This window comes from Hyphomicrobium sp., assembly GCF_036262015.1.
Lineage (GTDB): Bacteria > Pseudomonadota > Alphaproteobacteria > Rhizobiales > Hyphomicrobiaceae > Hyphomicrobium_C.
In genome coordinates, this window is record NZ_DATAJR010000007.1 from 203,995 (window position 1) to 228,363 (window position 24,369).

The window sequence follows — 24,369 nt, forward strand, 5'->3', positions numbered from 1 at the left end:
ATCTTGCCCGTATGTTCAGTGCTTCGCTGCACGCGACTGGAACCAGGCATTTGTGGATCTATATTCGTCGAGGCCATAGCCAAGTATCCGTCTTTGCCTGTCATCGAACTTGTCGTCCGACGCGATCAGCGACGGAATGTGAAGCTGCTGGCGCAGCATCGGGATGGTGAAAACGTGGTTCACCGCCCTGCGGTCTCGTGCGGACCTATTCACCGATCCCGCGTGATAGATCATGCAATCTAACACGATAAAGGTCCCCCGCGGCACGGCGACCTGCTTCTCGAGCCGGCGGATCGTTTCATCGGACGGATAGGCTTCTTGATGATGGCTTGCTGGAATGACCCGCGTCGCTCCGTTTTCCAGCGTAAAATCGTCGAGCGCGAACAACGCGTTGATTGCGATCGGTCGCGAGGAAACAAAATGCTGATAGGGAAGGTCGCGGTGATAGGCGCCTTGCGTGTACTTGGAACTATTGGCGCGATTGTTGAGGCCGTTCGCCTGATTGAGAATAAAATAGTCACCAAGCGCACGGCTCAAGAGCGTGTGGAGGCGCCCGTTGAATACAAGGGACCAAAATGATGACGCGACGGTGGGCAGCGCGCGAATGGTGTCTTGCTCGCCGAGTGCGGCGAGGTCGAAACCATCTGCTGCGGCCTTTTTGGCATAGGCCGCGTGAGCGGCCTCGAATTCTTCCGTCAACGCATCGAGTTCGCTATTCGAAAGTCCCGCGCTCAATGTCGTGTAGCCGAGGAGGCGCAATTCTTCGGCGAGCACGTCGAACTCATCGCGAGCCTCCGTACTTTCCCGGACGCCATATCGCTCAATAGTCGTCATTGAAGCTCGGTCCTCAGGCTGCAGTATTCAAAGGGGTGCTTGAGTTCGACGGACGTTCCGGCGAACCGCGCCCGCAACTGCTTCCAGCTTCGGGCGTGAACCGCCGCCAAAAGCGGTGTTCCTCTATAATCACGCAGAAAATCGGCTGTCGACATGGCTGTACGGCCGAACTTCATCTCACCCACAGGACGATCCACAACGTAGAAGGCTGCGTTGTCTACGAATTCCGGCGCATAGGCGTGCAAAAGATCACAGAATTCCCCTGTGCCGAATATTGCGTGACCGTGGTCGGCGGGCATCTTTGCGGCGTGTTCGCCCAGCTCTCTCCAGCCACGATGATAGGCCGCGCGTGCTGCCGTCAGATCGAAGGGAAGGCTCGGAGATTGCGCCTTTGCGGACTGCGGGGAAAAGACCGAGAGACGAAAACCCGACTGGGCGCCCCCCAGTGGCTTGCTCTCCCGGAGATGCAGCCCAGCACGGCCAGCGAACTGGCAAAGCGATTCCAGGGAAAAACTGGAAATGTGATCGAAGAACAGGAGTTCGGAGCCCGCGCTTTCACCGTCAGGGCAAATCGTGACGACAAATCCGTCCTCGGAGATCGCTTTGCAGCCGGCTGCAAAGAATTGGGTCGGGTCGAGCGCGTGCTCGATAACGTTGACGGAATAGCACAGGCTGGCGTTGCTGCTTTGCGGCAGGACGGTTTCGGCATAACCCTCGAAGACCACAGCGCGGTCTTGTAGACGTGCTTGCGCCACGGCAGCAAGTTGCGCGGCCGGCTCAATCCCCAGCGCCTGCCGTGTTGGGGCCCTCGTGATTATTGCATCCAGGAGCGCGCCAGTCCCGCATCCGAACTCGACGATCGATTGCAAAGACGCTGCGTCTGAACCGTGATGTGCGATGGCCGCCAGAATGTGATCGGCATACGCCGAGGCACGCTGCTCGTCAGCGACGGCATCCTGAAGGCCCAACCCGTAGTTCCCATCATACAGCACATCGCGATCGGCTTCGGACACCGTTTCAAGGCGCGCGCCGTACCCGCAGGCCGGGCAGGACACTCGCGCCAGAGGAGCCGCAATGACCCGCCCGTCGCTGACCATTGAGCGAGAGGGATGCGGCGGCGGGATCTCGATCACGCCAGGGGCTCCGCAGGCTCGGCAACTGTGCGAGTTCGTCATGACGGCCGCTTTTCCTTGGGAAAGGGCTTCATAAAGCTCGCTGCTTCCGGACCTGTATTGAACATCAGGTCGAGAACCGTCACGCCGTGTTCGAACTCAGGTCCGCTCTGGTGGTATTGCGGGTAACCGCCGTAGTCCATCCAGGAGTATGCAATCCCGGCGCGGTCGAACTTCTCGCCCTCGAAATAGTCCTGAGCGGCCGGACCACTGAGGTATTCGTCCGCCCCGAGTTCCTGGCACAAAGCGAGAAGCCGATCCGTCTTGCGGCCACGCGCGTTGTAATCGCTGGACCGGGAGATTTCGGTCTGCAAGTCGAGTTTGCTGCATATGGCGCGCGTAAACAGCTCGTTGATCTCGGTCAGGCGCTGCAAGGCCTCAGCCTTCTCGTACAATTCGCGCAGCCAGTCCTTGTAGAGGCTGAAGTGCGGGGCACGTGCGTAGTTGTGCTCGATCGAGCGCCAGTGCTTCTCCGCCCAAGGTTCCGAGACCGTCACCTCGTCGATGTTCTGCAGGTACTGCCCTTTGGAATTGACGGGGATCGTCAGCCAGATGGGCCCCTGGCGCGTCATGATGCGGTTGCGGTTATGCCAGTGCCGCTTGGCATATTGCACGTCGTCATAAAGGACAAAGTGGTCGACGGCCTTGATGATGTCGAAATAGCCCTTCCAGGGGATATAGCAGGATTGGACGATCGCGACTTTGCGCATACAGGTCACAGCAATTTGTGAAAATTCGCGGGTCGCATCATCATTCCCAATACCACGAGCCCCCAGGGGATAAGCCGCTTCCTCTCGGGGGCTATTTCAGCTAGTCAACGCATCGCGTCAATCTTCATCTGAGCGACAGTGTCGAGATCTACAAAGGAAAATTCCAGCTATCGCATCGTGGACGCTGCCGTCTCATTTTTTCAACGGCTCAATCCGCGCGCGATGCTGCGCTATGCCGTCGTAGGCGTTGCTCAAAATGCTGCCTGCTATGTGGTTTTTCTCTTCCTGATCTGGCATGGGTGGACCGCGTGGCAGGCCTCGGCAGCCTTCACTCCCCTCGCCATTGCGGTAACGTTCATCGCGAACAGATCGTGGACTTTCTCCCAGCAGAGCCGTCAGGATGGGCAATTTCAGCGATATATCATCGTCTACGCGTTTGCTTACGTGTTCACCGTGGGCTTCAGCTGGTTGCAGGAGTTCATCGGTGTGCCGTCCTGGCTCGCGGCCCTGTTTTCGATCATTGTGACCGCGGGGGGAATTTACCTCGCGCTCAATTTCTGGGTTTTCCACAGCCATACCCCGGCCTCGCAGAGGGCCAGCTGATCGCGCGTCAACGGCGCGATCTGACGGCTGTGCGGGGCATTCGATCTCGGCTCAGACGCGCCCCAATCCCATCATGGTCACCCCAAGTCCCGTATTGTAGAAGCGCCGCTGGATGACGAACAGCGGCCAGAGCGACCAGCGGTTCAAGATCAGTTTGACCCATGAAGGGAATGTCGTTTTCCAGGGAATATCGCGAATGCCGCTCGACTCGGTCTGCTCGCGTTGGCTCTGACCGATCTTCTTGACCTCGTCGCTGTTCTTTACGAGCCAAGCGCCAAGGTTGAACAGTAGATTTGCCGTTGGTACGGCCACCGACCAGACATCGACATCGTTCAGGCCTGCCTTCCGAAGCACGGCATCCAAGTCTGCGCGATCGTAGCGGCGCAGGTGACCCACTGTCTCATCTTCGATGGACCAACGATCTCGGCGCCCGGGAACACCCAGAATGATATTGCCGCCCGGTTTCACAAACTGGGCAATCGTGCGAATGAACCCAATGTCGTCCTCGACGTGCTCCATCACCATGTAGCTGATTGCGAAATCGACCTTCGTGAAATCTGCGGGCAGGTCATGCACATCGCCATGGTGAAGTTTGTAGCGCCCCTGTGCGATTTCGCTCGCAAGTGTTTTTTTGGCGATCTCGATCGCCTCACTGGAGAAGTCCACGCCAACGCCGGTGCAGCCCTCGTCGCACAATAGCTTTGAAATCGTTCCGGCACCGCATCCGACATCGAGGAACGTCGATCCGCCGCGCACCTTCACCGCGTCGCGCAAGGCTTCATACGTACAGAACTGGCCGGGAGGATCGATCTTCACAAACTTCATATCGCTTCGCTCCTATTCCGCGGGCTGCATGCTGAGACCTTGAGGTCTCGGATAGTCGGCGCCCGCGCCTTCGAATGGCCGATTGAACAAATAACGGAGAGCGGTGCCGATGTACCCGGGGCGCACCTTGAACTGATCCTGATAGGATGCGTCGTTTTCAAGCAACCAGTGGTGAAGCGCTCGCACCTTGAACGTCGGAACGTTGGGGTGGATGTGGTGCACATGATGATAGTGGAAGTCAAACTGGCTGATGAAAAACCGCTCGGCGGGACCGCAATCCATAAAAAATCGCCGATCTTCCTCCGCAGCACAGGTCGCTTGGCCAGGCAGAACATGCTCCGAAAATGATCTCACGGCCTCAAAGAACGCAGTGAGTGTCGACAGAGGAAGCACGTACAAAACCACATAAACCCAGAAAGACGATGTCGCCGTCATCGTCACCAGCAGGACAAGCTGCACCGCTGCCAGCGCAACAAGATCAATGCGGGCTTTGGCCGCCGGAATTGATGGCCTGCTCCCCTCCGGCTTCTTGCGCAAGCCGGTCATTTCCAGAAGCGTCATCGACAAGTTGCGAACGAGATAAAGCAGCCGGCCGCCCAGGAGATGGAACAGAAAAAATTTGACGACGGCAATCCCTGGAGGGCGATCCTCGACATTGTGGAACATTTCATTGGGATCCTCGTCGTGGCCTACGTGGCGATGGTGATCCCAATGAATCTTCCGGCCAGCGTAGAATTGGGTGCCGAGGACCGCAGATAACAAGATGCCAACCCGTTCGTTGGTCTTGTTGCTGGTGTACAGAATGTTGTGCATCGCTTCGTGCTGGAGAATGTAGAGAGCCTGCCCCCGAGCCCCCACGAGCACGAACGCCAACACATAGGCCCACCAGGTTCCGATGTGCCAAGCGATCGTTCCCGAAAAAACGACAACAGCGAGATTGATAAGGACTGCGACCCACGCGCGAGCATCCTCGCGAGCGCGATAGAATTCCGGAACAGTGACCGACATGATGTTTCCCCGCGCGCCCGCCCGCGCAAAATAGAACTTCAGTAATCTCAACATTCCGCCGACGGAGGCAACTTAGCCGCCTTTCGAGGCCGTCTCAATGCTGCACGGACTATCTGTGGACAGAAACCGTAACACTCGATCTTCTATGGCGAATTTTCCTCAGCGGATCACGTCGTTGAGCGCATCGACTACGGCATCAACTTCGTCGGATTTTAGCCCCTGATGAAGCGGAAGGCGTAGGAGTCGCGCGTGGATATCGTCGGTCACCGTCATTGCACTTCCTACGCGGCCGAATTTCGTTCCGGCCACTGATGAGTGCAGCGGCACATAGTGCGAGACCGCCTGGACGCCACGGCCATCGAGCTTTTTGACCACGTCGCCGCGCGCGACGCTTCGTCCTAGCAACAGATAGAACATGTGGCCATTGTGGGTGCAGTGTAGGGGAACTGACGGGCGCGCGACGAGGCCTGCCTGTTCTAACTTCGCGAAGCCCGCAGCGTACGTATTCCAAATCGCGAGCCGCTTGGCGGTAACGGCCTCCGCCTCTTCGAGCTGTGCCTTCAAAAAGGCCGCAATCAGCTCGCTCGGCAGATAGGACGAGCCGACATCGACCCAACTGTACTTATCGACGATCCCATCGAGGAATTGTCGCCGGTTGGTGCCTTTCTCACGCACGATCTCTGCGCGATCGAAAAGCGCCTTGTCGCGTGTGACGAACGCTCCCCCCTCTCCCGACACGATGTTCTTAGTTTCATGGAAACTGAAACAGGCCATATCCGATAGCGTTCCCGCCTGGCGGCCTTTGTAGATCGAGAGATAGGCTTGGGCCGCGTCCTCGATGACGACCAAACCGCGCCGCTTCGCGATCTCGTCAATCGCATCCATTTCGGCCACCACGCCGGCATAGTGCACGGCGATGATCGCCTTGGTGCGGGGTGTGATCGCATCGTCGATCAGGTTTTCGTCGATGTTCAGCGTGTCCGGACGAATATCCACGAACACCGGAATGCCGCCGCGCAGCACGACGGCATTTGCCGTCGAAACGAAAGTGTAGGACGGCAGGATCACTTCGTCCCCCGGCCCGATGTCGGCCAGGATGCACGCCATTTCCAAAGCGGCCGTGCACGAATGCGTCAGGAGCGCCTTGGCGGGCGCCAAGCGCTTGCCCAGGAACGTATGGCAATCCCTGGTGAAAGCGCCGTCGCCCGCGAGCTTGCCGTTCTCCAGGGCTTGCCGAATATAGTCGAGCTCGCGGCCCACCACGGCAGGTTTGTTGAAGGCAATCCTGTCCGAGGTTCGGACGAGATCCGGCTTGTCATCTATGCCCATTGGCGTGGCCCCGCTTCCCAACACATCCCATGGGACCGGATGTGGCCCGTGTGGTGGGTGGGTTGTAGCGATCCGGACGGAATACCGGCAAGCCTCCGCTTCGCTTTTTCCCGCAAGCGTTGGATGGGGTTGCGCTTTTGGCGCGCCCGATCAGGCGCGCCTCACCTATTTGCTTGCCGTCGCGCGCGCCGTGGGAACCACGACTTCCACCTGATCGCCCGGTCGCAGAAGCGCATTGGGGCTTACGATCACGCGATCGCGCACAGTCAGCCCTGCGGCCACGATGACACGCTCGCCGAGATCACGGGCGACAACCACCGATTTCAGCTCAACCCGATCCTCGGCGCCGACGGTCGCGACCATCTGGCGGCCCTCGCGCGTGATCAACGTGTTCGTTGGCACCGTGACTGCCCCGTCCCCCTGCCCAATCTCGAGCATGACCTGGCCGTTGAGGCCGGCGGGAATGCGGCCCTCAGGGTTGGGCATTAGAAGCTCAGCGCGCATCGTGCTGGAATTGGGGTCGATGAGGCCCGAAGTGCGCACGACGCGTGCTTCCAGCTTTTCCGCCGGCAATTCGGCGAATACGACCTTGGCTGTGGCACCGGGCTTCACGGTCAACGCCGACGACTGTGGAACGTCGATCTCGATGCGAAGCTCGTCGAGGCGAGCAATGCGAAGAAGATAGCTGCCTGCCTGGTTCTGCTCGGCGGAGACCTTGTCGCCGCGCTCGACCTGCCGGGCGACGATCGTGCCGCCGAACGGCGCGCGCACGGTCTGGAAACTGACCACCTCTTCCAGCCGCTTCACCTCTGCGAGGGCGGCGGCGAGATCGGCTTCCGTCGTGAGTTTCGTCGCGCGGCGCTCGTCGACCGTTTGCTCGGACACATGCCCTTTGCCGACGAGGCTCGAGGCGCGATCCAGGTTGACACGTGCCAGTTCGAGCCGCGCCTTGATCTGGTCCACTGTCGCACGGGCTCGATTCAACTCCTGCACGACCTCGGGAGCCTCGATCACGAGCAGGATGTCACCTGCGGCGACGCGGTCGCCAATGTCGACGCGACGCTCGTGGATCACGCCGCTGGCGCGCGACGATACGTATGCCTGCTCGGCCGGTGCGGTGCGACCGGACAGCGTGAGAATGGACGAGCCGGGTGCGGGGTCCGGGCGGATGATCCGCACCGGCCGCAGCAGCGCGGCCGTCTTTTTGGCTGCAGGCGCGGTCGCGGGAGCTGCTTCGCCGGGCTTCAGGCCCATGGACGCGAGCGCCGTGTCAACAAGCGTCGCGCGGTTTTCGTGCATCGCGAGCCATGCGCCTGCACCAGTCAGGCCCGTGACCGCCAGAGCCGCAATCGTCTTCTTCACTATCATCTCAGGCTCCGTCAGTCGGCCAGGACCGGCGCGCGCGTGTGCGCCATGTCTACGTCGGGTTTCGGGTCGTGGCGGCGGCCAAAGCCCGCCAGCGTCGCAAAAAGGAAAGGTACGAACGTGAGCGTCGCGGCGGTGCCGAAGGTCAAGCCTCCCACCACAGCACGGCCGAGTGGCGCGTTCTGCTCGCCGCCTTCGCCGAGGCCCAGCGCCATGGGAAGAATGCCGACAATCATCGCCGTCGCGGTCATCAACACAGGGCGCAGGCGCGTGCGCGCGGCATCGACGGCCGCATCGCGCGGCGTTTTGCCTTCGTGCAGGCGATCGCGCGCAAAGCTCGTCACGAGCACGCTGTTCGCAGTCGACACGCCAATCACCATGATGAGCCCGGTCAGCGCGGGCACCGACAGCGGCGTGCCGGTGATGTAGAGCGCGAACATGGCGCCCGAGATCGCGACCGGCAGGCCGCCCATGGCGATGAACGGCATGATCCAGGACTGGAAGTTCACGACCATGACCAGGTAGACGAGCACGGCGGCCAACAGGAGGCCTCCGAGCATTTCGCCGTAGGCCTGCTCCATCGATTGCGCCTGGCCCGCCGTCTCAATGCGGTTCGCGGGCTTGAGACGCGGACGCAGATCGTTGATCGCGGCGTTGACGTCGCCGTAGACGCCGCCGAGGTCGCGGCCTTCAATGTTGGCAAGTACCGTCGTCGTCGGCGCGAGCGTCGTACGATCGATGTTGGCTGGGATGTTGCGCAGCTGGAGCGACGCAAAGGATCTCAGCGTGACGGGCTGGCCACCCGCCGACGGGCGGACCGGCGTGTTGAGCAGTTGTTCGAGAGACGTTAGGTTGACCGGCGGCGCTACGACCTGGACCGTGTAGGAAACGCCTTGCGTCGGGTCGCTCCAGAAGCTCGGCGATACCGTGCCCGAGGCACCGAGCGCTGCCAGAAGGGCCGTAGCGGCGTCCTGCGGCGTCACGCCGATCTGCAGCGCACGTACGCGGTCTATTTCCAGGTAGTAGGATGGCAGGTCACGAACCTGGCGCATGGTCACATCGACGGCGCCGGGGATTTCCCGGATGCGCGCCATGAGATCGCGCGCGATCTCGCCGTTGCCGGCGCCGTCTCGCCCGATAAGGCGCACCTCTATGGCCGTCTGTGCTGCACCGGCTAGGGTCTGCGACGTCGCGTCAGCCGGGCGGAAATAGGTGACGAGCTGCGGGAAGCGCTCCTTGAACATCTCGCGGATCGCCGAAACGTAACCCGCCGTCGGCGCGTGCTTGCCCGTGAGCTGGACAAGCGTCTCGCCGTCGAAAGAGCCGATAACGCCGCTCTCGACCCACGCCAAGTTGATCGGCTCGGGGCTGCCGATGTTCTCGGCGACGAAGCCCACCTCTTCCGGCGGGATCACGTTGCGGATCTCACGCTGTACGTCGGCAAAGATACGCGCCGTTTCCTCAAGGCGCGTTCCCGGCTGGGCGCGCACATAGATGCGGATCATGCCCGCGTCCGTTTGCGGAAAGAACTCGCGGCCAAGGTTCGTTCCGGCCGTCGCGCCAAGACCGAGCGCGAACACAAGGCCTACCAGGGGAATGATCTTCCAGCGCAGCTGAAGCGCGGCGATATTCGCGACGACGCCTTCCAGGAAGCCGAGCGTTCCATCAACCGCGCGCGAGAACCGCGCCAGCGGGCCGGTTCCTTGTCCCGGATGCCCCGACGTCTCGGAGAGCATCAGGCTCGCAAGCGTCGGCACCAGCGTGCGCGACAGGATGTAGGACGCGATCATCGCGAACACGACCGAGAGTGCGAGCGGAATGAAGACGAAGGCCGCGACACCCGTCAGCAGGAACATGGGCGAGAAAACGATGCAGATCGAAAGCGTGGAGACGAACTCGGGGAACGCGACCTCGCTCGCGCTCTTCATGATGGCTTCGCGCAGCTTGAGACCGGCTTCGAGATTGCGGTTGATGTTCTCGATCTCGACGAGCGCGTTGTCGACCAGAACGCCGATGGCCAGCATGAGGCCGCCGAGCGTCATGAGGTTGAACGTATTGCCGGTCAGCGCCAGACCGCCGATGGACGCCAGGAGCGCCAGGGGGATTGATGTCAAAACGATCAAAGATGACCGCCAGCTGCCGAGGAATACGAGAACGACGAATGCCACGAGGAGCCCAACGATGACAGCCTCGACCAGCACGTTATCGATGGCGCGTGTGACAAACACCGACTGATCGAACACGGGCGCAATGGTGATACCTTCGGGGGCGGCCGCCTGCAATTCCGGCATGCGGTCCTTGATCTGCTGCACGATATCGAGCGTGGACGCGTCACCAAGCTTCAGGATCGACACGATGACCGCGTTCTGTCCGTCGAGGCGCGCAATGTTGCTTTGAACGGCCTGACCATCGCGCACGCTCGCCACGTCCGACACGCGAATGACGCGCCCGTCGACCGAGCGCAGTGGCAGATCGGCAAACGTTGCAACCGTTTCCGGGCTGGCGTTGGTCGTGATCGCGATCTCGCGCGAGTCGATGCGCAGGGTGCCGGAGGGAAGCGTGAGGTTTTGCGTGGCGGTGGCGCGGGCAATATCGCTCGGCGAGATGCCGTAAGCCTGCAGCGCTTCCGGCTTGAGATCGATCATGACCTGACGAGAGGCGCCGCCGTACGGCAACGTGAGGCGGATGCCGCGAATGGACTGGATCTGCGAGCGGAGCTGCAGGCGCGCGTAGTCGTACAACGCGCCGTCGGTCAGAGTATCGGACGCCAGCACGAGCTGGATGATCGGAACGCTCGACGGAACGTACGGCACGATGAGCGGCGGGTTCGTACCCGTCGGCATGCGGCGCAGAATGGTCTGGCTCACAGATGTGACCTGCGCGAACGCTGTCGTAACGTCGGTTCCCGGCTGAAAGGTGATGCGGACGATACCGACACCGTTGATCGTCTCCGACCGCACTTCGCGCAGATCGTCGACGTTGTTCATGATCGCGAGTTCGCTGAACGAGGTCAGCTTGGTCGCCATCTCCTGCGGGTTGAGCCCCTGATAGGTCCAGATGATGTTGATGGCAGGGATGTTGACGGCCGGCAGAATGTCGGTCGACATGCGCTTGGCTGACAAGCCGCCCACGAGAAGGAGCAGGATCGCCAACACGCCAATGCTATGGCGATGGCCGAGCGCGTATCTGACGATCCACATCCCCGATTTCCCCGTTCTCGCCCGCTCTCAATCAATAAAACATTCATATGTGACGGCCCGTCCTCGAAGAGGCGTCCCACATTAAGAGGGGCTTAAGAGGCAGGCTTCCCGGTCGACATGAGACGTTTTGTCAACTCGGGGCCGGATCTCCGAGACCGAATTGTTCGGGCGACCGGCGCTTCGGCTCTGGAACGGTCACCCGTGCGGAGTCGATGACGATCTGCGCGCGGAGGCCACCCGTGGGCGTGCGCGTCACGAGGCGCATGGACATCCCGTCTTTCCCAAGTGCGGTTTCGACGATCGAGAGGCCCAAGCCACTCCCAATGGGGCTTTTGTGCCGACCACGGTAAAAGCGCTTCGTGACGAGGTTCAATTCGTCACTCGGAATTCCCGGACCATCATCGTCGAGTGTGAGCAAGACTTCGGAGCCGGATTGGATCAGCGACCAGCGCACCGGATCGTCTCCGCGCGCGTGCTGAATGGCATTCTCGGTGAGGTTCCGCGCCGCGATGTGGAACGCGTCTGGGTTGACCTTGATCCGCGTCCCGAACAGCTCCCGCTGGATTATCGCGGGCTTCTGGGTTGCTTCCGTTCTGAGCTCATCGACGAGCGCACGCAGGCGCGACCCCGCGTCGATCCATTCCTGAGGCGCGCGCGCATCGGCGGCGTCAACCTGCGCAAGGGCGAGCAATTGACGCGCCATGCGCGTGGTCCGGTCGGCCGAAAGAAGCGCATTTCGGAGCGCGTTGTCGCGAATGGCGGGATCGGTCGATGCGAGGGCGATCTGGACTTGCGTCCGGAGTCCAGCCAGAGGCGTGCGGAGCTCATGGGCCGCAAAGGCGGTGACGCTTCGTTCGTGCTCGCGCGCGGCGACAACTTTGCCGAACAGCTCGTTCAAGGCGCCGACGACGGGACGGATCTCTCCCGGCGTGCGGCCGATATCGACATGACCGAGCTCGTCAGCGGTCCTGCGTGTCAGCGCGTGCGTGAGGCGGCGGAGCGGCGCAAGCCCCTCGCGTATTGCCGCCCAGATCAGGAAAGCAAGCGCCAGCAACACGAGGATGCCCGGCACGACCAGCCCTTGAATGAGGTCCCGTACCAGCCGGTCGCGGTGATTGATGCTGTCACCGACGAGCACGCGAATTCCGCGCTCGCGATCCTCGCGGGCGTACACGCGCCATTTCGTGCCGTCGATCTCCTGGTTCGAGTAGCCGCTCGTGACATGCGTCAACTGGGTAGCGGGGGCTTCGCTCGATTTGCCGACAAGCCGGCCATCGATGGACCAGACCTGGCACGCGAGCTTGAAGTTCGTTTCGATATGCTGCAAGGCGTCCCGCGGGACGGGCATGGATTGTTGAGGTATTCGAACGCCAGACACATCACTCGTCACCTTGACGTCCGCATTCTGCATCAGAGATCCCACCATGCGGGTGGCCTCCTCCAGGCGGGCATCTAAGACGCGTTCGAGCTCCTGCCGGCTACCCGAGTAGATCCAGAGGATTCCGGACAGCCAGACGACGCTCGTTCCGAGAAGAAGCAGAGCAAAAAGGCGCGCTTTGATCGAATTCATGGCCGCTGTCCTGAAGGCGCAACCTGTGGAAGCAATAGGCCCGAGCTTAAGCCAAGCTTAAGGAGCTCAGGGTCTGGATTTTGGTGTGAAAACAGGCGTTAATTGCTCAAAGGGCGCACGTCGCCATCAATTGCAAGGGGACATAATGCGCGTTCTGGTCGTCGAAGACGATGCTGTCCTGCAGAATGGACTGGTGGTCGGACTTGGCCTGCACGGGGTGACGGCCGAGGGCGTGGGCACCTGCGCGGATGCCATCGCGGCCCTCGAAACGACGCCCTTCGATGCCGTTGTGCTCGACGTCATGCTTCCGGACGGGTCGGGGTTCGATGTGTTACGGGCGGTCCGATCCCGTGACGACGCCGTTCCTGTTCTGCTCCTGACGGCGCTCGACACGGTCGCTGACCGCATTCGCGGCCTCGACGACGGCGCAGACGATTATCTTGGCAAGCCGTTCGATCTCGACGAGGTCGCCGCTCGGCTGCGGGCGCTTCGCCGGCGCGCGGTGGGACGCGCAACGCCTACAATCACCTGGCAAAATATCGTCCTCGACCCGGTCCGGCGGACGGCTTCGGAGAACGGCGAAGAGCTCGGGCTCTCGCGGCGCGAGTTTACCTTGCTGCTGGCCTTGGTGGAGCGTCCCGGTATCATCCAATCCAAAGCGGATCTCGAAGCGCTCCTTTACGGCTGGCAGGAGGAAATCGAGAGCAACGCTGTCGAGGTCCACATTCACCATCTGCGGAGCAAAATCGGCCGGGACCGCATCGAAACGGTGCGCGGGCTCGGTTACAGGGTGCGCGCGACCGTCTAAGTCCTCGAATTGCGGGAACGAAAGCCGCCTCACCGCGTTGAGCCTCCACTGCAATGCGTGGAGAGTGCTGCGATGAATGTTTCCGGATACTCGCCCGACGAACTCGAACTTTTCCGAAAAGTGCTCGATCGGGCTGTCGCCGAAGCCGCGCTCGAAGTTCCCGTGGATTTGATGGCACGGCGGCTTTTTATGGTTGCTCAAACGGGGGAGCGCGACCCTGACAAGCTGTTCGCGGCCGTCCTTGGCCGTAGCTTCTCCATTCCCCTGTGGCGCGCGTCCTTGGGCTCCTACCCTCCTCCGCTTCCCCCCGCGCACACCTAGTGCGGCGCTGTGCGTAAGCGCGCCCGAGAAGATGAGCGGATGCCTCGCTCCTATTCGGCGTCGTCGCCGAAGTTCGTATAGACGAGCTCCATCTGCGGATCGCGCGCGATGCTCGCCGGCGTCACCAGTGTCTGGTCGAGGATCAGAGCATAGCACGCCTTGAAGTTCGCGGCGCCTTTCGACTTGCACAATGGATGCGCCTTCCAGCGTTGTGCAATGAGCTTCTGCGCAGCACCTGTGTCGATCTTGAGATCGCGAACCTTTTCTTCCTTGCCTAGCGAGATGTTCGCTCCATCCTTGAAGGCGAGATGGACAAGCTCGCTGCAATAGATCTGGTCGCGGCTTTCGTAGAAGAAGTGATCGTAAGGCCGTCCAAGGTACCGGTGCGCGTCGGCGAGCGCCGCTTTTGCGTTGGCCTCGCTGAGCCCCTTGATCCGTTTGACCGTAACGCGCTTTCCTGTTCCGTTCTTTATCCAGGTGTCGAGCGGCGTAATGCGTACCGGTCCGACTGCCTCGATCACGTTCGGATGGCCTTGCTTGTCCAGCTCGACGATTCCGACATGCGTGTACTTGGTGCCGGACGCCAGCATGATCGCATCGCTCGCGCTGGTGGCCGTTTGCTGAAAGACGATATCGCCGGTCTTGAGCGGTGGTCGTTTCTCACCTTCCGCGGCGGCGGGCTGGCAGAATGCAAAGGCGACAGCGAGGAGGCTTAGAAGACGGTGTGTTGGGTTCATCATTTCTGGTCAATGTCAGGCGGAAGACGGCGGCATCATGGCGTTGGCAGACTCACGTCATAGCACGGCGCCCCATTGAGGAAAGGACTCCCAAGCCTCCACAACCCGCCTAAGATACCCGAGTGATTCAGTCTGCAATCGGGCTGTCGATCAGGGGGACTTCAGATGGCCAGCGAGATCTTCGATCTTGCCATCATCGGAGGCGGCATCAACGGCACGGGCATCGCTGCCGATGCCGCCGGACGCGGCCTCAGCGTCGTGCTTTTCGAGAAGGACGATCTGGCGAGCGGCACCTCCTCCGCCAGCTCGAAGCTCATTCACGGCGGGCTACGTTATCTCGAGCACTTCGAATTTCGGCTTGTGCGCGAAGCCCTTGCCGAGCGCGAAGTTTTGCTCCGGCGGGCACCGCACCTGATCAGGCCGTTGCGGTTCGTCATCCCCCATGGTCACGGCATGCGCCCGAGGCTGCTGCTGCGGGCTGGCCTGTTTCTCTATGATCATCTCGCCGAGCGGAAGCGCATCCCAGCGTCCGAAAGCCTGGCGCTTGCGCATGACCCCGCTGGCCGGCCACTGCGTCCGGAATTCAAGCACGGTTTTTCCTACTACGACTGCTGGGTCGACGACGCGCGGCTGGTGACGACGCTCGCCATCGATGCGGCGGAGCGTGGTGCCGTCATCCATACGCGCGCACCCGCGACGCAGATTTCGCAAAGCGCAGGCGTTTGGCACATTACGGCCGGATCTGGAACAGCGCCTATCACTGTCGAAGCCCGCGCGCTCGTCAACGCAGCCGGCCCCTGGTGCGCCGAGGTCGCGGGCCTTGTCGGCCCGGCAAGCGACGTGCCCAAGCTGCGGCTCGTGCGCGGGTCTCATATCGTCGTGCCGCGCATACCAGGCGCCGAGGATGCCTATTTGCTGCAAAGCCCCGACGGTCGCGTAGTGTTCGCGCTTCCGTTCGAAGGCCGCTTCACCTTGATTGGTACGACGGATTTTCCGGTTGCGACCCCGGACGAGGGTTTCACGCCGAGCGAAGCCGAGGAAACGTATCTGCTGGAAACGGCGGCGCGCTTCTTCTCGCGTCCAATCGCCCGGGAGACCATTGTGCGGAGGTTTGCAGGCGTTCGCCCGCTCGTCGAAGATGGCGCGCGAAAGGCCGCTGCCGTCTCCCGCGACTATCGCCTCGATCTCATACTTCAGGACGGCGCCGCGCCACTGCTCAACATCATCGGCGGCAAGATCACGACGTTCCGGCGCCTCGCAGAAGCAGCCCTCGCACGATTGGCGCCTTTTCTTCCCGGATCACGGCGAAACTGGACGGAACGCGCAGCGCTTCCCGGCGGTGACTTCGGACCGAACGGCTTCGCCTCGTACTGCGCCGACCTCGCGCGCCGGCATCCGGCTATCGATCACGATGTTCTTTTGCGCCTTGCGTCGCTCTACGGCACGCGCGCCGTACGGGTTCTTGGAGATGCGAAAACTCTTTCCGATCTTGGGGCGCCGATCGGCGCAGGATTGACAGAACGGGAAGTGATCTACCTGCGCGACCACGAGTGGGCGCGTACGCCTCAAGATGTGCTCTGGCGGCGCACAAAGGCCGGATTGCACCTCAATGTCGACGAGATGAGGCGCGCCGAGGAGACGATCGCAAAGCTGCTTGCCGCCGCTCCATCGGGCTCGTGACCAGCGCTACTACGCCAAGGGTTCCGAGTCGTTCGATGCGATCTCCAGGATGCGCTGCTTGGTGCGCAGGCGACTGGCATCCAGCAGCATCCGGCCCGCCCAGCGGTAGACGTTGCGGGAGCTGACGTACGCCCGCATCAGTCGCATCCGCTCGTGTTGCTCGGCCTCCGGCATGACGAGCGCGCTGTGCAAGGCCTGCCCGGTGGCGTGTGCGTCATACGGATTGATAATCAATGCCTCCGCCAGCTCGCGCGAGGCGCCGGCAAAATGCGACAGTACGAGCACGCCCTGCTCGTCATCGCGAGCGGCAATGAATTCCTTGGCGACGAGGTTCATTCCATCGTGAAGGCTCGAGACGATGCAAAGATCGGCCGCGCGAAAAAGCTCGAACACTTCGGCCGGTTCGTGATGGCGTATGATCAACCGGACGGGTGCCGGGTGAACGTCGCGGTACTTGGCGTTGATCTCCTCGGCGAGTTGCATCGCCTCGTCCTGTAATCCTTTGTAGGTGGAGAGCTTGCTGCGCGTTGGGGCCGCCGCCTGGACGAGCACGAAGCGGCCGCGCCATTCGGGGTGCGTTTCAAGCAGCGTGTCGACCGCGCGGATGCGATCCAGGACGCCTTTCGTGTAGTCGAAGCGCTCGATACCAATGGCGATCTTTGTGTCGGCCGGCAGCTCGAGCCTCTCGCGAACGGACACCCGGCATTCAGCGATACTCTTCTGGTGTTCCAATCCCGCCGGCGGCCAATCGATCGAGATCGGATAAGGGCGGACAAAGGTTTCGTGGCCACCGAGCGTGACGGATTCCTGCTCACGATCGATGCGGCTTTCAACGAAGCGATCGACAGTCTCGATGAAGTTGTTGCAGTGAAACTGCGTGTGAAAGCCGATGATCGAGCTGCCGAGAAGCCCGTGAATGATCTCCTCCTTCCACGGGAAGATGCCGAAGGTCTCCGCGTTGGGCCATGGGATGTGCCAGAAGGTGACGATCGTTGCGTCAGGCAGGCGCTCGCGGACCATGCGGGGCAGTAATCCGAAGTGGTAGTCCTGCACGAGGACGATCGGGGACGATGTCTTGGCTTCGGCAGCAACAGCATCGGCGAAGCGTTCGTTCACGGCGCGATAGGTCCGCCAATCCTGCTCACGGAAGACGGGGCGGGTGAATGCTATATGGCAGAGTGGCCAAAGCCCCTCGTTTGCCAGTCCATAGTAGTATCCGTCCTGCTCCTCCTCGGAGATCCAGACGCGGCGGAGGGTGTACTCGGGGTGTGCTGGCGGGACGGGAATGCGATCGCTTGCGTCCACCGTTTCGCGGTCGGCGCTTCCGCTGCCATGCGCGATCCAGGTTCCGCCGCACGCGCGCATGACCGGTTCCACTGCCGAGACAAGTCCGCTTGCTGGGGTTTGAAGCTCGATACCGTTGTCCGATCGGTTGTGAATGTAAGGCTCGCGATTGGCGACGACGAGCACTTCAACACCTGGCAACTCTGCTGTCATGATTTCGCGCAGAGAGGCCTTGTTCCATGTCAGCTGCTCGCGATCGACGGACGATTGCTTCATCTCGAGCTGGCGCAGGACTTGACGTACTTCTCGATCCAGCGGGCCGAAATTGACGAACTTATCGCTCGCGCCGCCGCGAAATGTTGCGCTCGTTACCGCCTGTTTGAATTTTCGAGTCCAAGCACGGATCAAATAGAGCACAAGGCCGATGGCGAGCGCTCCGCTGGCCAGGAATATTCCGCCGAGCGTCAATGTGAGGTAGCTGCGCGCCTCGTCGCTGCGGTGCTCCGCGAACGAGAGATCCTGTACGATGATGAAGTGTCCCCGCTTGTCGTTGCCGGCAACGGGGAAGGCACCGATCAGCATCCGGCGCCCCTTGACGGTGATGGAGGAAAAGCTTTCCTCGTCCCCGCGTGCAATCCTCTCGCAGGTTACTGATGGCGGCATGAGTTTCGTGGCGTGCTCCGGCGGTCCATCGTGGCGGCATATGCCAACCGCAACGACGCGTGGATCGCTCGCGACGCGCCCGAATAGCTCGTCGATCGGCTCGTCCTGATTGGCAGCCAGCATGTCGGCCAACGCGCCACTAATCGAATTGAAGACGAGGCTCGCTCGCATTTCAATGTCGCGGCGTGACCAGTCCTCAATCAAGGATGAGACGAGCGGCCTCAGGATTGTGATCCCAAGCAGCGCAATGACCACGGCAATCAAGCCGTATCGCGCCGCAAGCGTTGCGGACTGACGCGTCGGAGGCTTGAAGTGCGCTCGTCGCAACCACGCGTTCAGGAGAAATTCAGCATTCGGCGATATCGCGTGGCCTCCCCCTTCTCCACGGCCTCTCGATCGACGACACACGGATACTGCGCGGCGCTCTTTACGGCGCGTCCCTATTGCTCATAGCGCCGATCTTCCTGCTGCAACATCCGCAGTATCCCGTGGTTGACAGATCGATGGAGGGCGTTTCATGCAGAATTGAACTTTTGCTCGTTCGTCGGCGTTATCGGCCGCGCCGGCCGAACCACCCCACTAGAAAAGAACCACCCCACTAGAAAAACTGCCGCTCTCGCAATTGTTCACTCGTCTCAAACGCGATCGAAAAAACGGGGCCGCGTTTCCGAGACCCCGATCTTTCGTACTTACTTTTTCGTATAGCTAGCGCTGCTGTTGGTCGCGCTTCTGATCCTGGGCGTGGCGTTGCTGATCGCGGCGCTGCTCTTCGGTTTCGCCGTGTTGCGGATTGCGCTGGCGCTGCTCATCCTGCTGCTGCTTATTGGGATTTTTCTGCTGCTGGTCGCGCTTTTGATCCTGCGCCTGCTGTTGGTCGCGCTGGCTTTGCCCGCCTTGCTGGCCGGGGTTCCTGTTCTCGCTTGACATTGGGGAGTCTCCTGTTTGGGGTAGGGACCAGTTTAAACGTCCGCCACATGCGGTGGTTCCCCTACAAATCGCGCAAGCGAAAATGGCTTAGTTTCTCGGACCTTCGCCGCCTATGTCTTCGGGCAGCGGATCGGACGGCGTCACTCCTGTCGCGCGATTTATCCAGACCGTAAGCCCCCATAGCACTACGCCGAGCGCAATCAACGCACCCGCAATCTGATACTGAATGGGATCGCGCCCCGTCCACGGACCCGCAAGAAATGCACAACTTGCGGCGCCAAGCACGGGTATGACCGTTGGCGCGCGAAAATGCGCGTGCTCGACGCTGTCGCCGCGCAATACGAGCACAGCGACATTCACGATCGTGAATACACAGATTAGCAGCAGCGCAGTGGTGCCGCCCAACGCCGGCACTTCACCGACGAATGTGATCAATGCAAACGCAAGAAGCGTCGTGAACGCAATGGCGATGAAAGGCGTGCGCCGGACGGCGTGAACTTTTCCGAATACGGGCGGAAGAACGTGCTCGCGACTCATGCCGTAAATGAGACGGCTCGCCATCAGCATGTTGAGCAGCGCACTATTGGCAACGGCGAACATAGTGATAAAGCCGAAGATGCTAAGCGGAAAATTTGGGGCGCCTGCCGCGACGACCTTGAGAAGTGGCGTTTCACCTTCACCCAGCTCGTGGGCGGGTACGAGTGTGATCGCGGAGATCGAGACCAGAAGGTAGATCGCGCCCGTGATGCAGACCCCCAAAATGAGAATTTTCGGGAAGGTACGGACAGGATCCTTCGTTTCCTCCACCATGTTCACGCTGTCCTCGAAGCCAACCATTGCGAAGAATGCAAGGGTCGTCGCTGCAATGGCTGCCCACAGCATGCCGGCGCCTTCGGCGACTTTGAATTCGAAGATGCGCGAGACGTCTCCTTGCCCCGCGCCGATGGCCCATAGTCCGATAACGATGATAAGGAGGAGACCGCTCAGCTCGACGCAGGTCAGCACCACGTTCAGTTTCACACTTTCACCGACGCCGCGCAGGTTCACGATGGCGATCAGCCCCATGAAGGCAAGACCAATCATGGTGATGCCGAACCCGCCTTCAAAACCGAGATTGAACGCTTCCGAGAAGTTGGCGGCGAATGCGCGCGAGGCCGTGGACGCTGACGTGATGCCCGACGACATGACGGCGAAGGCCACGATGAAGGTGATGAAGTGCACGCCGAACGCGCGATGCGTATAGAGGGCCGCACCGGCGGCGCGCGGGTACTTGGTGACCAACTCCAGATAGCTGAAGGCGGTGAGCAGGGCGACGACAAATGCCAGCAGGAACGGCAACCAGACCGCTCCTCCGACCAGGTTCGCGACCTTGCCGGTCAACGCGTAGATGCCGGTGCCTAATATGTCACCGACGATGAATAGGAGGAGCAGCCAGGGCCCCATCACCCTGTGCAGGCTCGGCTCGGCCGCAGGCTTGCCTTGGTCGCGGCCGTCCGTGGCATGGTTCATGGAGGTCCCCCGTCTCCTCAACCGATTCACCAGCCTCGCAACCGTCCTCACTCGGGTCAACTGCGGTTGGTGACGTATCCGGCCTCACTGGGCGGGTCGTGAACGTTAACCGACGCCATTCTTGCCGTCAGGCAAAAGGAAACTCTACTGCTTCATCTTGCGTTCCTCTAAGATCAAGACCACAACATCTTGGTCTTTGTCCCATTTTCGATGAGTTCTGCGTCATGCCCAAAGCGGCCCGTGCCTATTGGAAAGGTTTTCTCAGACTGTCGCTCGTGACGATCGGCGTCGAGATCTACAACGCCGTGGAATCCAAGGCGGAGATCAGCTTCCGCCAGATCCACAAACCCTCAGGCAAACGGGTCAACTACGAGAAGGTCGTTCAGGGCATCGGCAAGATCCAGAGCAGTGACATTGTCAAAGGCTATGAGGTCGACAAAGACACCTACGTCACCCTCGACCCCGAGGAAATCGACGCGGTCAAGCTCGAGAGCAAGAAGACGATCGACCTCGTCCAGTTCGTCGACGCCAAGGACATCGACTACCGTTACTTTGAGCGCCCCTACTTCATCGCCCCGACCGATGAGCTTTCCGGCGAAGGCTATGTCGTGATCCGCGATGCGCTGCGGAAGACCGGAAAGGTCGGCCTGGCGCAGATCACCATTTCGGGCCGCGAATGGCTGGTCGCCATCGCGCCGCTCGAAGACGGGCTTGTCATGGAGATGCTCCGCTACGAAGAGGAACTCCGCAAACCTGCGGACTTCTTCGACGAGGTGCCGGGGACGAAGCCCGACAAGGAAATGGTTGATCTCGCCGTGCAGCTGATCGGCAAGAAGACCGCGGCGTTCAAACCGGATAAATTCGAGGATCACTACCAGACCGCGCTCAAGGTGCTGGTGCAGGACAAACTCAAAGGCCGCAAGATCGTCGCCCACGAGCAGGACCGTCCGAAGGGCGGCAACATCGTCGATCTCATGGAAGCGCTGAAAAAGAGCGTCGGCGCGGCAGGTCCTTCGCCCAAGTCCGGCGCTTCGTCCTCGAAAGCCAAGACAACGCGCAGCGCCAAGAAGCGTGCCTAGTCGCGCGCTCTTGAAACCCCGAGACTGCGCCGTGGGTTCTCGTTGAGATGTGAGCGAACGGCAAGCGAGATGGCGCATGGCAAAGTCGACAAAGAAGCTCTCGACCTATCGCGCAAAGCGGGATTTCACCAAGACCGAGGAGCCTTCGGGACAAGAGGCAATCCGCTCGGCCGAATATCCACGCTTCGTCGTCCAGAAGCACGATGCGACGCGGCTTCATTACGATCTTCGCCTTGAGATGGACGGCGTCTTCAAGTCCTGGGCCGTCACGCGCGGGCCGTCGCTCGATCCCAAGGACAAACGCCTCGCGGTCGAAGTCGAAGACCATCCCCTCGACTATGGAGACTTCGAGGGCACGATCCCGAAGGGCGAATACGGCGGCGGCACCGTGATGCTGTGGGACCGCGGTTTCTGGATGCCCGAGGGCGACAAGCCGGCCGATCAAGCACTGCGCGACGGCGATCTCAAGATCCTGATGGCGGGCTCCAAGCTCAAGGGAAGCTGGGTGCTCGTGCGCATGAAGCACGACAAGTTGGGTGGCAATCGCAACAACTGGCTGCTGATCAAACACCGCGATGAGTACTCGAGGGCGGGCGACAAGGATGGGCTTCTCAGAGAGGATCGTTCCGTTGCATCGGGGCGGACCATGGCGGAGATCGCAGCTGGCAAAGGCAAGCGGCCCGTGCCGTTCATGACGGGCGGGCGCGGCCAGCCCAAAGCTAATGCCGTATGGCACTCCGCAGCGGCCCGCGATGCCCTCGATCCTGCCGACCCCAATGCTGTGCTTGGCATCGCGATCTCGAAGCCCGACAAAGTGCTCTGGCCCGCCGCAAAGGGCGAGAAGGCCGCGACGAAGATGGACCTCGCCCGCTACCTCGAAGCCGTCGCCGACTGGATGCTGCCGCACATCGAGGGCCGTCCCTGTTCGGTGATCCGCGCGCCGGACGGCATCGACGGCGAGACGTTCTTCCAGCGCCATGCCATGCGCGGTACTTCCGATCACATCACCTTGGTGAAAGTCTCTGGCGATCGGGAGCCGTATCTCCAGATCGACAACGCGGAAGCCCTCATCGCCATGGCGCAAGTGGCGGCGCTGGAGTTTCATCCTTGGAACTGCGTCGCGGGCGGTCCGGAAACGCCGGGGCGGTTCGTGTTCGATCTAGATCCCGCACCGGACATCGCTTTCGACAAAGTCGTGGCAGCTGCGAACGAGTTGCGCGATCGCCTTGAAGGGCTCGGCCTGATTGCCTTCTGCAAGACCACGGGCGGCAAGGGGTTGCATGTGGTCACGCCGCTCAAGGTCGGTGCCAAGGACGGACTCGGCTGGGACGAAGCCAAGACATTCGCCCACGCCGTCTGCGAGGCGATGGCGCACGACAGCCCGGATCTGTACCTCACGACCATGACTAAGAAGCTCCGGGGCGGAAAGATCTTTCTCGACTACCTGCGCAACGACCGCATGGCGACGGCCGTTGCTCCGCTTTCTCCGCGCGCGCGTTCGGGTGCGCCCGTGTCGATGCCGCTCACGTGGGCGCAGGTGCGCAAGGGGCTCGATCCAATGCGCTTCACGCTGCACACGGTGCCCGGTCTGCTCAGCAAGACGAAGGCGTGGGAGGACTACGCCAAGGCTGCGCGCCCACTCAAGGGCGCCATCCGAAAGCTCGTGGGCCATAGCTGATGGTTGCGCTGTCCACTCGCAAGCCAGATCCCGTTCCGGCGTTCATTCCGCCCTGCCTCGCCACATTGGCTGACGCGCCACCCCGCGGTGATGATTGGGTGCACGAGATCAAGTTCGACGGCTATCGCCTGCAGGCACACATCGCCGACGGCTCGGTGAAGCTTCTGACGCGCACTGGCATCGACTGGACAGCTCGCTTTCCGTCCCTCGCGAAGGCGCTGAAATCTCTGAAGGTCAAGAGCGCCATCATCGACGGCGAGGCGGTGGTCGAGGACGAGCGGGGTCTGACAAGTTTCGTCAAGCTCGTCGAAGCCCTCGAAACGGGACAGTGGTCGGAGATGATCTTCATCGGGTTCGACCTCCTCTACCTCGACGGCGTGAATATTACGTCCGGGCCGCTTATCGAACGCAAGGACCTGCTCAAAGCGGTTCTAACGCGCAGCCGCTCCAAGCATCTCCGCTACAGCGAACATATGGCCAGCGAAGGCGCGACCGTACTCAAGGAAGCCTGCTCGTTCGGCCTTGAAGGCATTATCTCAAAGCGCACGGACCGTCCCTATCGCTCCGGACGCAACAGCGAATGGCTCAAGTCCAAGTGCCTGCAAACGGATGAGTTCGTCATCGGCGGCTATCTCGTGTCGTCGGTGGAAGACAAGGCGATCGGCGCGCTCGCGCTTGGCACCTTCGAGCAGGGCAAACTGGTCTATGTTGGGCGGGTGGGAACCGGTTTCACCCACGACACGGCGCGCGCGCTCTGGAAGAAGATGCAGCCGCTCAAGGGGGCGGCCTCGCCCTTCTCCGCTCCTCTCACTGCCGTGCAGCGGCGTGGCGTGGTCTGGGTCGAGCCCAAGCTCGTGGCCCAGATTGCCTACAGCACGCGTACGGGCGATCTCCTGCTCAGGCACGCCGCCTTCAAGGGATTGCGGGAGGACAAGCCCGCTTCCGACGTGCACCGACCAAAGACGCGGAAGACCAAATCCTAGGCCGGATCGGTTCCGCTACGGAAACTCTGCGTTGACCCCAGCCGTCTTGTGAAGACCGCTGCATGGGCCCATTTTGCGGGCAAC

Annotated in this window: 20 protein-coding genes; 8 read left to right on the plus strand and 12 right to left on the minus strand. The window is 61.3% G+C overall.

Annotated elements, in window-relative coordinates:
• Window positions 1–15: 15 nt before the first annotated feature.
• From VHO05_RS07895 to VHO05_RS07905, 3 genes are read right to left on the minus strand one after another with little or no spacing between them, the layout of a single operon-like run.
• Window positions 16–834 carry a phytanoyl-CoA dioxygenase family protein gene (locus tag VHO05_RS07895; RefSeq protein ID WP_329646056.1) on the minus strand — a complete coding sequence of 273 codons (819 nt, stop codon included), beginning with the start codon at window positions 832–834 and terminating at the stop codon, window positions 16–18.
• The gene (locus VHO05_RS07900; protein ID WP_329646057.1) at window positions 831–2,009 is read right to left on the minus strand and encodes a methyltransferase domain-containing protein; all 1,179 of its coding nucleotides are present in this window, start codon (window positions 2,007–2,009) and stop codon (window positions 831–833) included. Before VHO05_RS07900 ends, VHO05_RS07895 begins: the two co-directional genes overlap by 4 nt.
• Window positions 2,006–2,716 carry a WbqC family protein gene (locus tag VHO05_RS07905; protein ID WP_329646058.1) on the minus strand — a complete coding sequence of 237 codons (711 nt, stop codon included), beginning with the start codon at window positions 2,714–2,716 and terminating at the stop codon, window positions 2,006–2,008. The genes VHO05_RS07900 and VHO05_RS07905 overlap by 4 nt, the downstream gene beginning before the upstream one ends.
• Before the next feature lie 138 nt (window positions 2,717–2,854).
• On the opposite strand from VHO05_RS07905, the gene VHO05_RS07910 reads away from it, so the two are divergent.
• Entirely contained in the window at window positions 2,855–3,319 is a 465-nt protein-coding gene (locus VHO05_RS07910) for a GtrA family protein (protein WP_329646059.1), read from the plus strand.
• A gap of 51 nt (window positions 3,320–3,370) precedes the next feature.
• Here VHO05_RS07910 and VHO05_RS07915 read toward each other — a convergent pair whose 3' ends face one another.
• From VHO05_RS07915 to VHO05_RS07940, 6 genes are all read right to left on the minus strand, one after another.
• Entirely contained in the window at window positions 3,371–4,144 is a 774-nt protein-coding gene (locus VHO05_RS07915) for a class I SAM-dependent methyltransferase (protein ID WP_329646060.1), read from the minus strand.
• A 12-nt stretch (window positions 4,145–4,156) separates the two neighbouring features.
• Complete coding sequence (locus tag VHO05_RS07920) at window positions 4,157–5,152, minus strand: fatty acid desaturase family protein (protein ID WP_329646061.1); 996 nt, start codon at window positions 5,150–5,152, stop codon at window positions 4,157–4,159.
• A 159-nt stretch (window positions 5,153–5,311) separates the two neighbouring features.
• A complete protein-coding gene (gene rffA / locus VHO05_RS07925) occupies window positions 5,312–6,481 on the minus strand; it encodes a dTDP-4-amino-4,6-dideoxygalactose transaminase (protein WP_329646062.1) in 1,170 nt (389 codons plus the stop codon).
• A 165-nt stretch (window positions 6,482–6,646) separates the two neighbouring features.
• The gene (locus VHO05_RS07930) at window positions 6,647–7,849 is read right to left on the minus strand and encodes an efflux RND transporter periplasmic adaptor subunit (protein WP_329646063.1); all 1,203 of its coding nucleotides are present in this window, start codon (window positions 7,847–7,849) and stop codon (window positions 6,647–6,649) included.
• A gap of 11 nt (window positions 7,850–7,860) precedes the next feature.
• Entirely contained in the window at window positions 7,861–11,046 is a 3,186-nt protein-coding gene (locus VHO05_RS07935) for an efflux RND transporter permease subunit (RefSeq protein ID WP_329646064.1), read from the minus strand.
• Window positions 11,047–11,176: 130 nt separating this feature from the next.
• Complete coding sequence (locus VHO05_RS07940; RefSeq protein ID WP_329646065.1) at window positions 11,177–12,616, minus strand: ATP-binding protein; 1,440 nt, start codon at window positions 12,614–12,616, stop codon at window positions 11,177–11,179.
• Window positions 12,617–12,761: 145 nt separating this feature from the next.
• On the opposite strand from VHO05_RS07940, the gene VHO05_RS07945 reads away from it, so the two are divergent.
• Together VHO05_RS07945 and VHO05_RS07950 are read left to right on the plus strand one after the other, a co-directional pair.
• Window positions 12,762–13,424 (plus strand): response regulator transcription factor, encoded by a 663-nt coding sequence (locus VHO05_RS07945; RefSeq protein WP_329646066.1) that lies wholly within the window; start codon window positions 12,762–12,764, stop codon window positions 13,422–13,424.
• 72 nt (window positions 13,425–13,496) lie between these two features.
• Window positions 13,497–13,745, plus strand: a complete 249-nt coding sequence (locus tag VHO05_RS07950; RefSeq protein WP_329646067.1) for a hypothetical protein — start codon at window positions 13,497–13,499, stop codon at window positions 13,743–13,745.
• A gap of 50 nt (window positions 13,746–13,795) precedes the next feature.
• On the opposite strand, the gene VHO05_RS07955 is transcribed toward VHO05_RS07950, so the two are convergent.
• Window positions 13,796–14,482, minus strand: coding sequence for a YiiX/YebB-like N1pC/P60 family cysteine hydrolase (locus VHO05_RS07955; RefSeq protein ID WP_329646068.1), 687 nt, complete (start codon window positions 14,480–14,482; stop codon window positions 13,796–13,798).
• A 165-nt stretch (window positions 14,483–14,647) separates the two neighbouring features.
• On the opposite strand from VHO05_RS07955, the gene glpD reads away from it, so the two are divergent.
• Complete coding sequence (gene glpD, locus VHO05_RS07960; protein WP_329646069.1) at window positions 14,648–16,162, plus strand: glycerol-3-phosphate dehydrogenase; 1,515 nt, start codon at window positions 14,648–14,650, stop codon at window positions 16,160–16,162.
• Window positions 16,163–16,171: 9 nt separating this feature from the next.
• Here glpD and VHO05_RS07965 read toward each other — a convergent pair whose 3' ends face one another.
• Window positions 16,172–18,436 (minus strand): alpha,alpha-trehalose-phosphate synthase (UDP-forming), encoded by a 2,265-nt coding sequence (locus tag VHO05_RS07965; protein ID WP_414653720.1) that lies wholly within the window; start codon window positions 18,434–18,436, stop codon window positions 16,172–16,174.
• Between the two features lie 390 nt (window positions 18,437–18,826).
• Between VHO05_RS07965 and VHO05_RS07970 the strand changes: the two genes are divergently transcribed.
• On the plus strand, window positions 18,827–19,033 hold the full coding sequence (locus VHO05_RS07970; RefSeq protein WP_329646070.1) for a hypothetical protein: 207 nt from the start codon (window positions 18,827–18,829) through the stop codon (window positions 19,031–19,033).
• Window positions 19,034–19,123: 90 nt separating this feature from the next.
• On the opposite strand, the gene VHO05_RS07975 is transcribed toward VHO05_RS07970, so the two are convergent.
• The gene (locus VHO05_RS07975; protein WP_329646071.1) at window positions 19,124–20,545 is read right to left on the minus strand and encodes an APC family permease; all 1,422 of its coding nucleotides are present in this window, start codon (window positions 20,543–20,545) and stop codon (window positions 19,124–19,126) included.
• 224 nt (window positions 20,546–20,769) lie between these two features.
• Between VHO05_RS07975 and VHO05_RS07980 the strand changes: the two genes are divergently transcribed.
• The 3 genes from VHO05_RS07980 to ligD (VHO05_RS07990) all read left to right on the plus strand — a co-directional run bounded on the left by VHO05_RS07980 (window position 20,770) and on the right by ligD (VHO05_RS07990) (window position 24,285).
• On the plus strand, window positions 20,770–21,624 hold the full coding sequence (locus VHO05_RS07980) for a Ku protein (protein WP_329646072.1): 855 nt from the start codon (window positions 20,770–20,772) through the stop codon (window positions 21,622–21,624).
• Window positions 21,625–21,700: 76 nt separating this feature from the next.
• Window positions 21,701–23,302, plus strand: coding sequence for a non-homologous end-joining DNA ligase (gene ligD, locus VHO05_RS07985; protein ID WP_329646073.1), 1,602 nt, complete (start codon window positions 21,701–21,703; stop codon window positions 23,300–23,302).
• Window positions 23,302–24,285 carry a non-homologous end-joining DNA ligase gene (gene ligD / locus VHO05_RS07990; RefSeq protein ID WP_329646074.1) on the plus strand — a complete coding sequence of 328 codons (984 nt, stop codon included), beginning with the start codon at window positions 23,302–23,304 and terminating at the stop codon, window positions 24,283–24,285. The genes ligD (VHO05_RS07985) and ligD (VHO05_RS07990) overlap by 1 nt, the downstream gene beginning before the upstream one ends.
• Window positions 24,286–24,369 lie beyond the last annotated feature (84 nt).

What these genes read in the sequence shown, in the direction of transcription:
- VHO05_RS07895 (WP_329646056.1), bottom strand. Translation starts at nt 834, where the DNA reads ATGACGACTATTGAGCGATATGGCGTCCGGGAAAGTACGGAGGCTCGC.
- VHO05_RS07900 (WP_329646057.1), bottom strand. Translation starts at nt 2,009, where the DNA reads ATGACGAACTCGCACAGTTGCCGAGCCTGCGGAGCCCCTGGCGTGATC.
- VHO05_RS07905 (WP_329646058.1), bottom strand. Translation starts at nt 2,716, where the DNA reads ATGCGCAAAGTCGCGATCGTCCAATCCTGCTATATCCCCTGGAAGGGC.
- VHO05_RS07915 (WP_329646060.1), bottom strand. Translation starts at nt 4,144, where the DNA reads ATGAAGTTTGTGAAGATCGATCCTCCCGGCCAGTTCTGTACGTATGAA.
- VHO05_RS07920 (WP_329646061.1), bottom strand. Translation starts at nt 5,152, where the DNA reads ATGTCGGTCACTGTTCCGGAATTCTATCGCGCTCGCGAGGATGCTCGC.
- rffA (WP_329646062.1), bottom strand. Translation starts at nt 6,481, where the DNA reads ATGGGCATAGATGACAAGCCGGATCTCGTCCGAACCTCGGACAGGATT.
- VHO05_RS07930 (WP_329646063.1), bottom strand. Translation starts at nt 7,849, where the DNA reads ATGATAGTGAAGAAGACGATTGCGGCTCTGGCGGTCACGGGCCTGACT.
- VHO05_RS07935 (WP_329646064.1), bottom strand. Translation starts at nt 11,046, where the DNA reads ATGTGGATCGTCAGATACGCGCTCGGCCATCGCCATAGCATTGGCGTG.
- VHO05_RS07940 (WP_329646065.1), bottom strand. Translation starts at nt 12,616, where the DNA reads ATGAATTCGATCAAAGCGCGCCTTTTTGCTCTGCTTCTTCTCGGAACG.
- VHO05_RS07945 (WP_329646066.1), top strand. Translation starts at nt 12,762, where the DNA reads ATGCGCGTTCTGGTCGTCGAAGACGATGCTGTCCTGCAGAATGGACTG.
- VHO05_RS07950 (WP_329646067.1), top strand. Translation starts at nt 13,497, where the DNA reads ATGAATGTTTCCGGATACTCGCCCGACGAACTCGAACTTTTCCGAAAA.
- VHO05_RS07955 (WP_329646068.1), bottom strand. Translation starts at nt 14,482, where the DNA reads ATGAACCCAACACACCGTCTTCTAAGCCTCCTCGCTGTCGCCTTTGCA.
- glpD (WP_329646069.1), top strand. Translation starts at nt 14,648, where the DNA reads ATGGCCAGCGAGATCTTCGATCTTGCCATCATCGGAGGCGGCATCAAC.
- VHO05_RS07975 (WP_329646071.1), bottom strand. Translation starts at nt 20,545, where the DNA reads ATGAACCATGCCACGGACGGCCGCGACCAAGGCAAGCCTGCGGCCGAG.
- VHO05_RS07980 (WP_329646072.1), top strand. Translation starts at nt 20,770, where the DNA reads ATGCCCAAAGCGGCCCGTGCCTATTGGAAAGGTTTTCTCAGACTGTCG.
- ligD (WP_329646073.1), top strand. Translation starts at nt 21,701, where the DNA reads ATGGCAAAGTCGACAAAGAAGCTCTCGACCTATCGCGCAAAGCGGGAT.
- ligD (WP_329646074.1), top strand. Translation starts at nt 23,302, where the DNA reads ATGGTTGCGCTGTCCACTCGCAAGCCAGATCCCGTTCCGGCGTTCATT.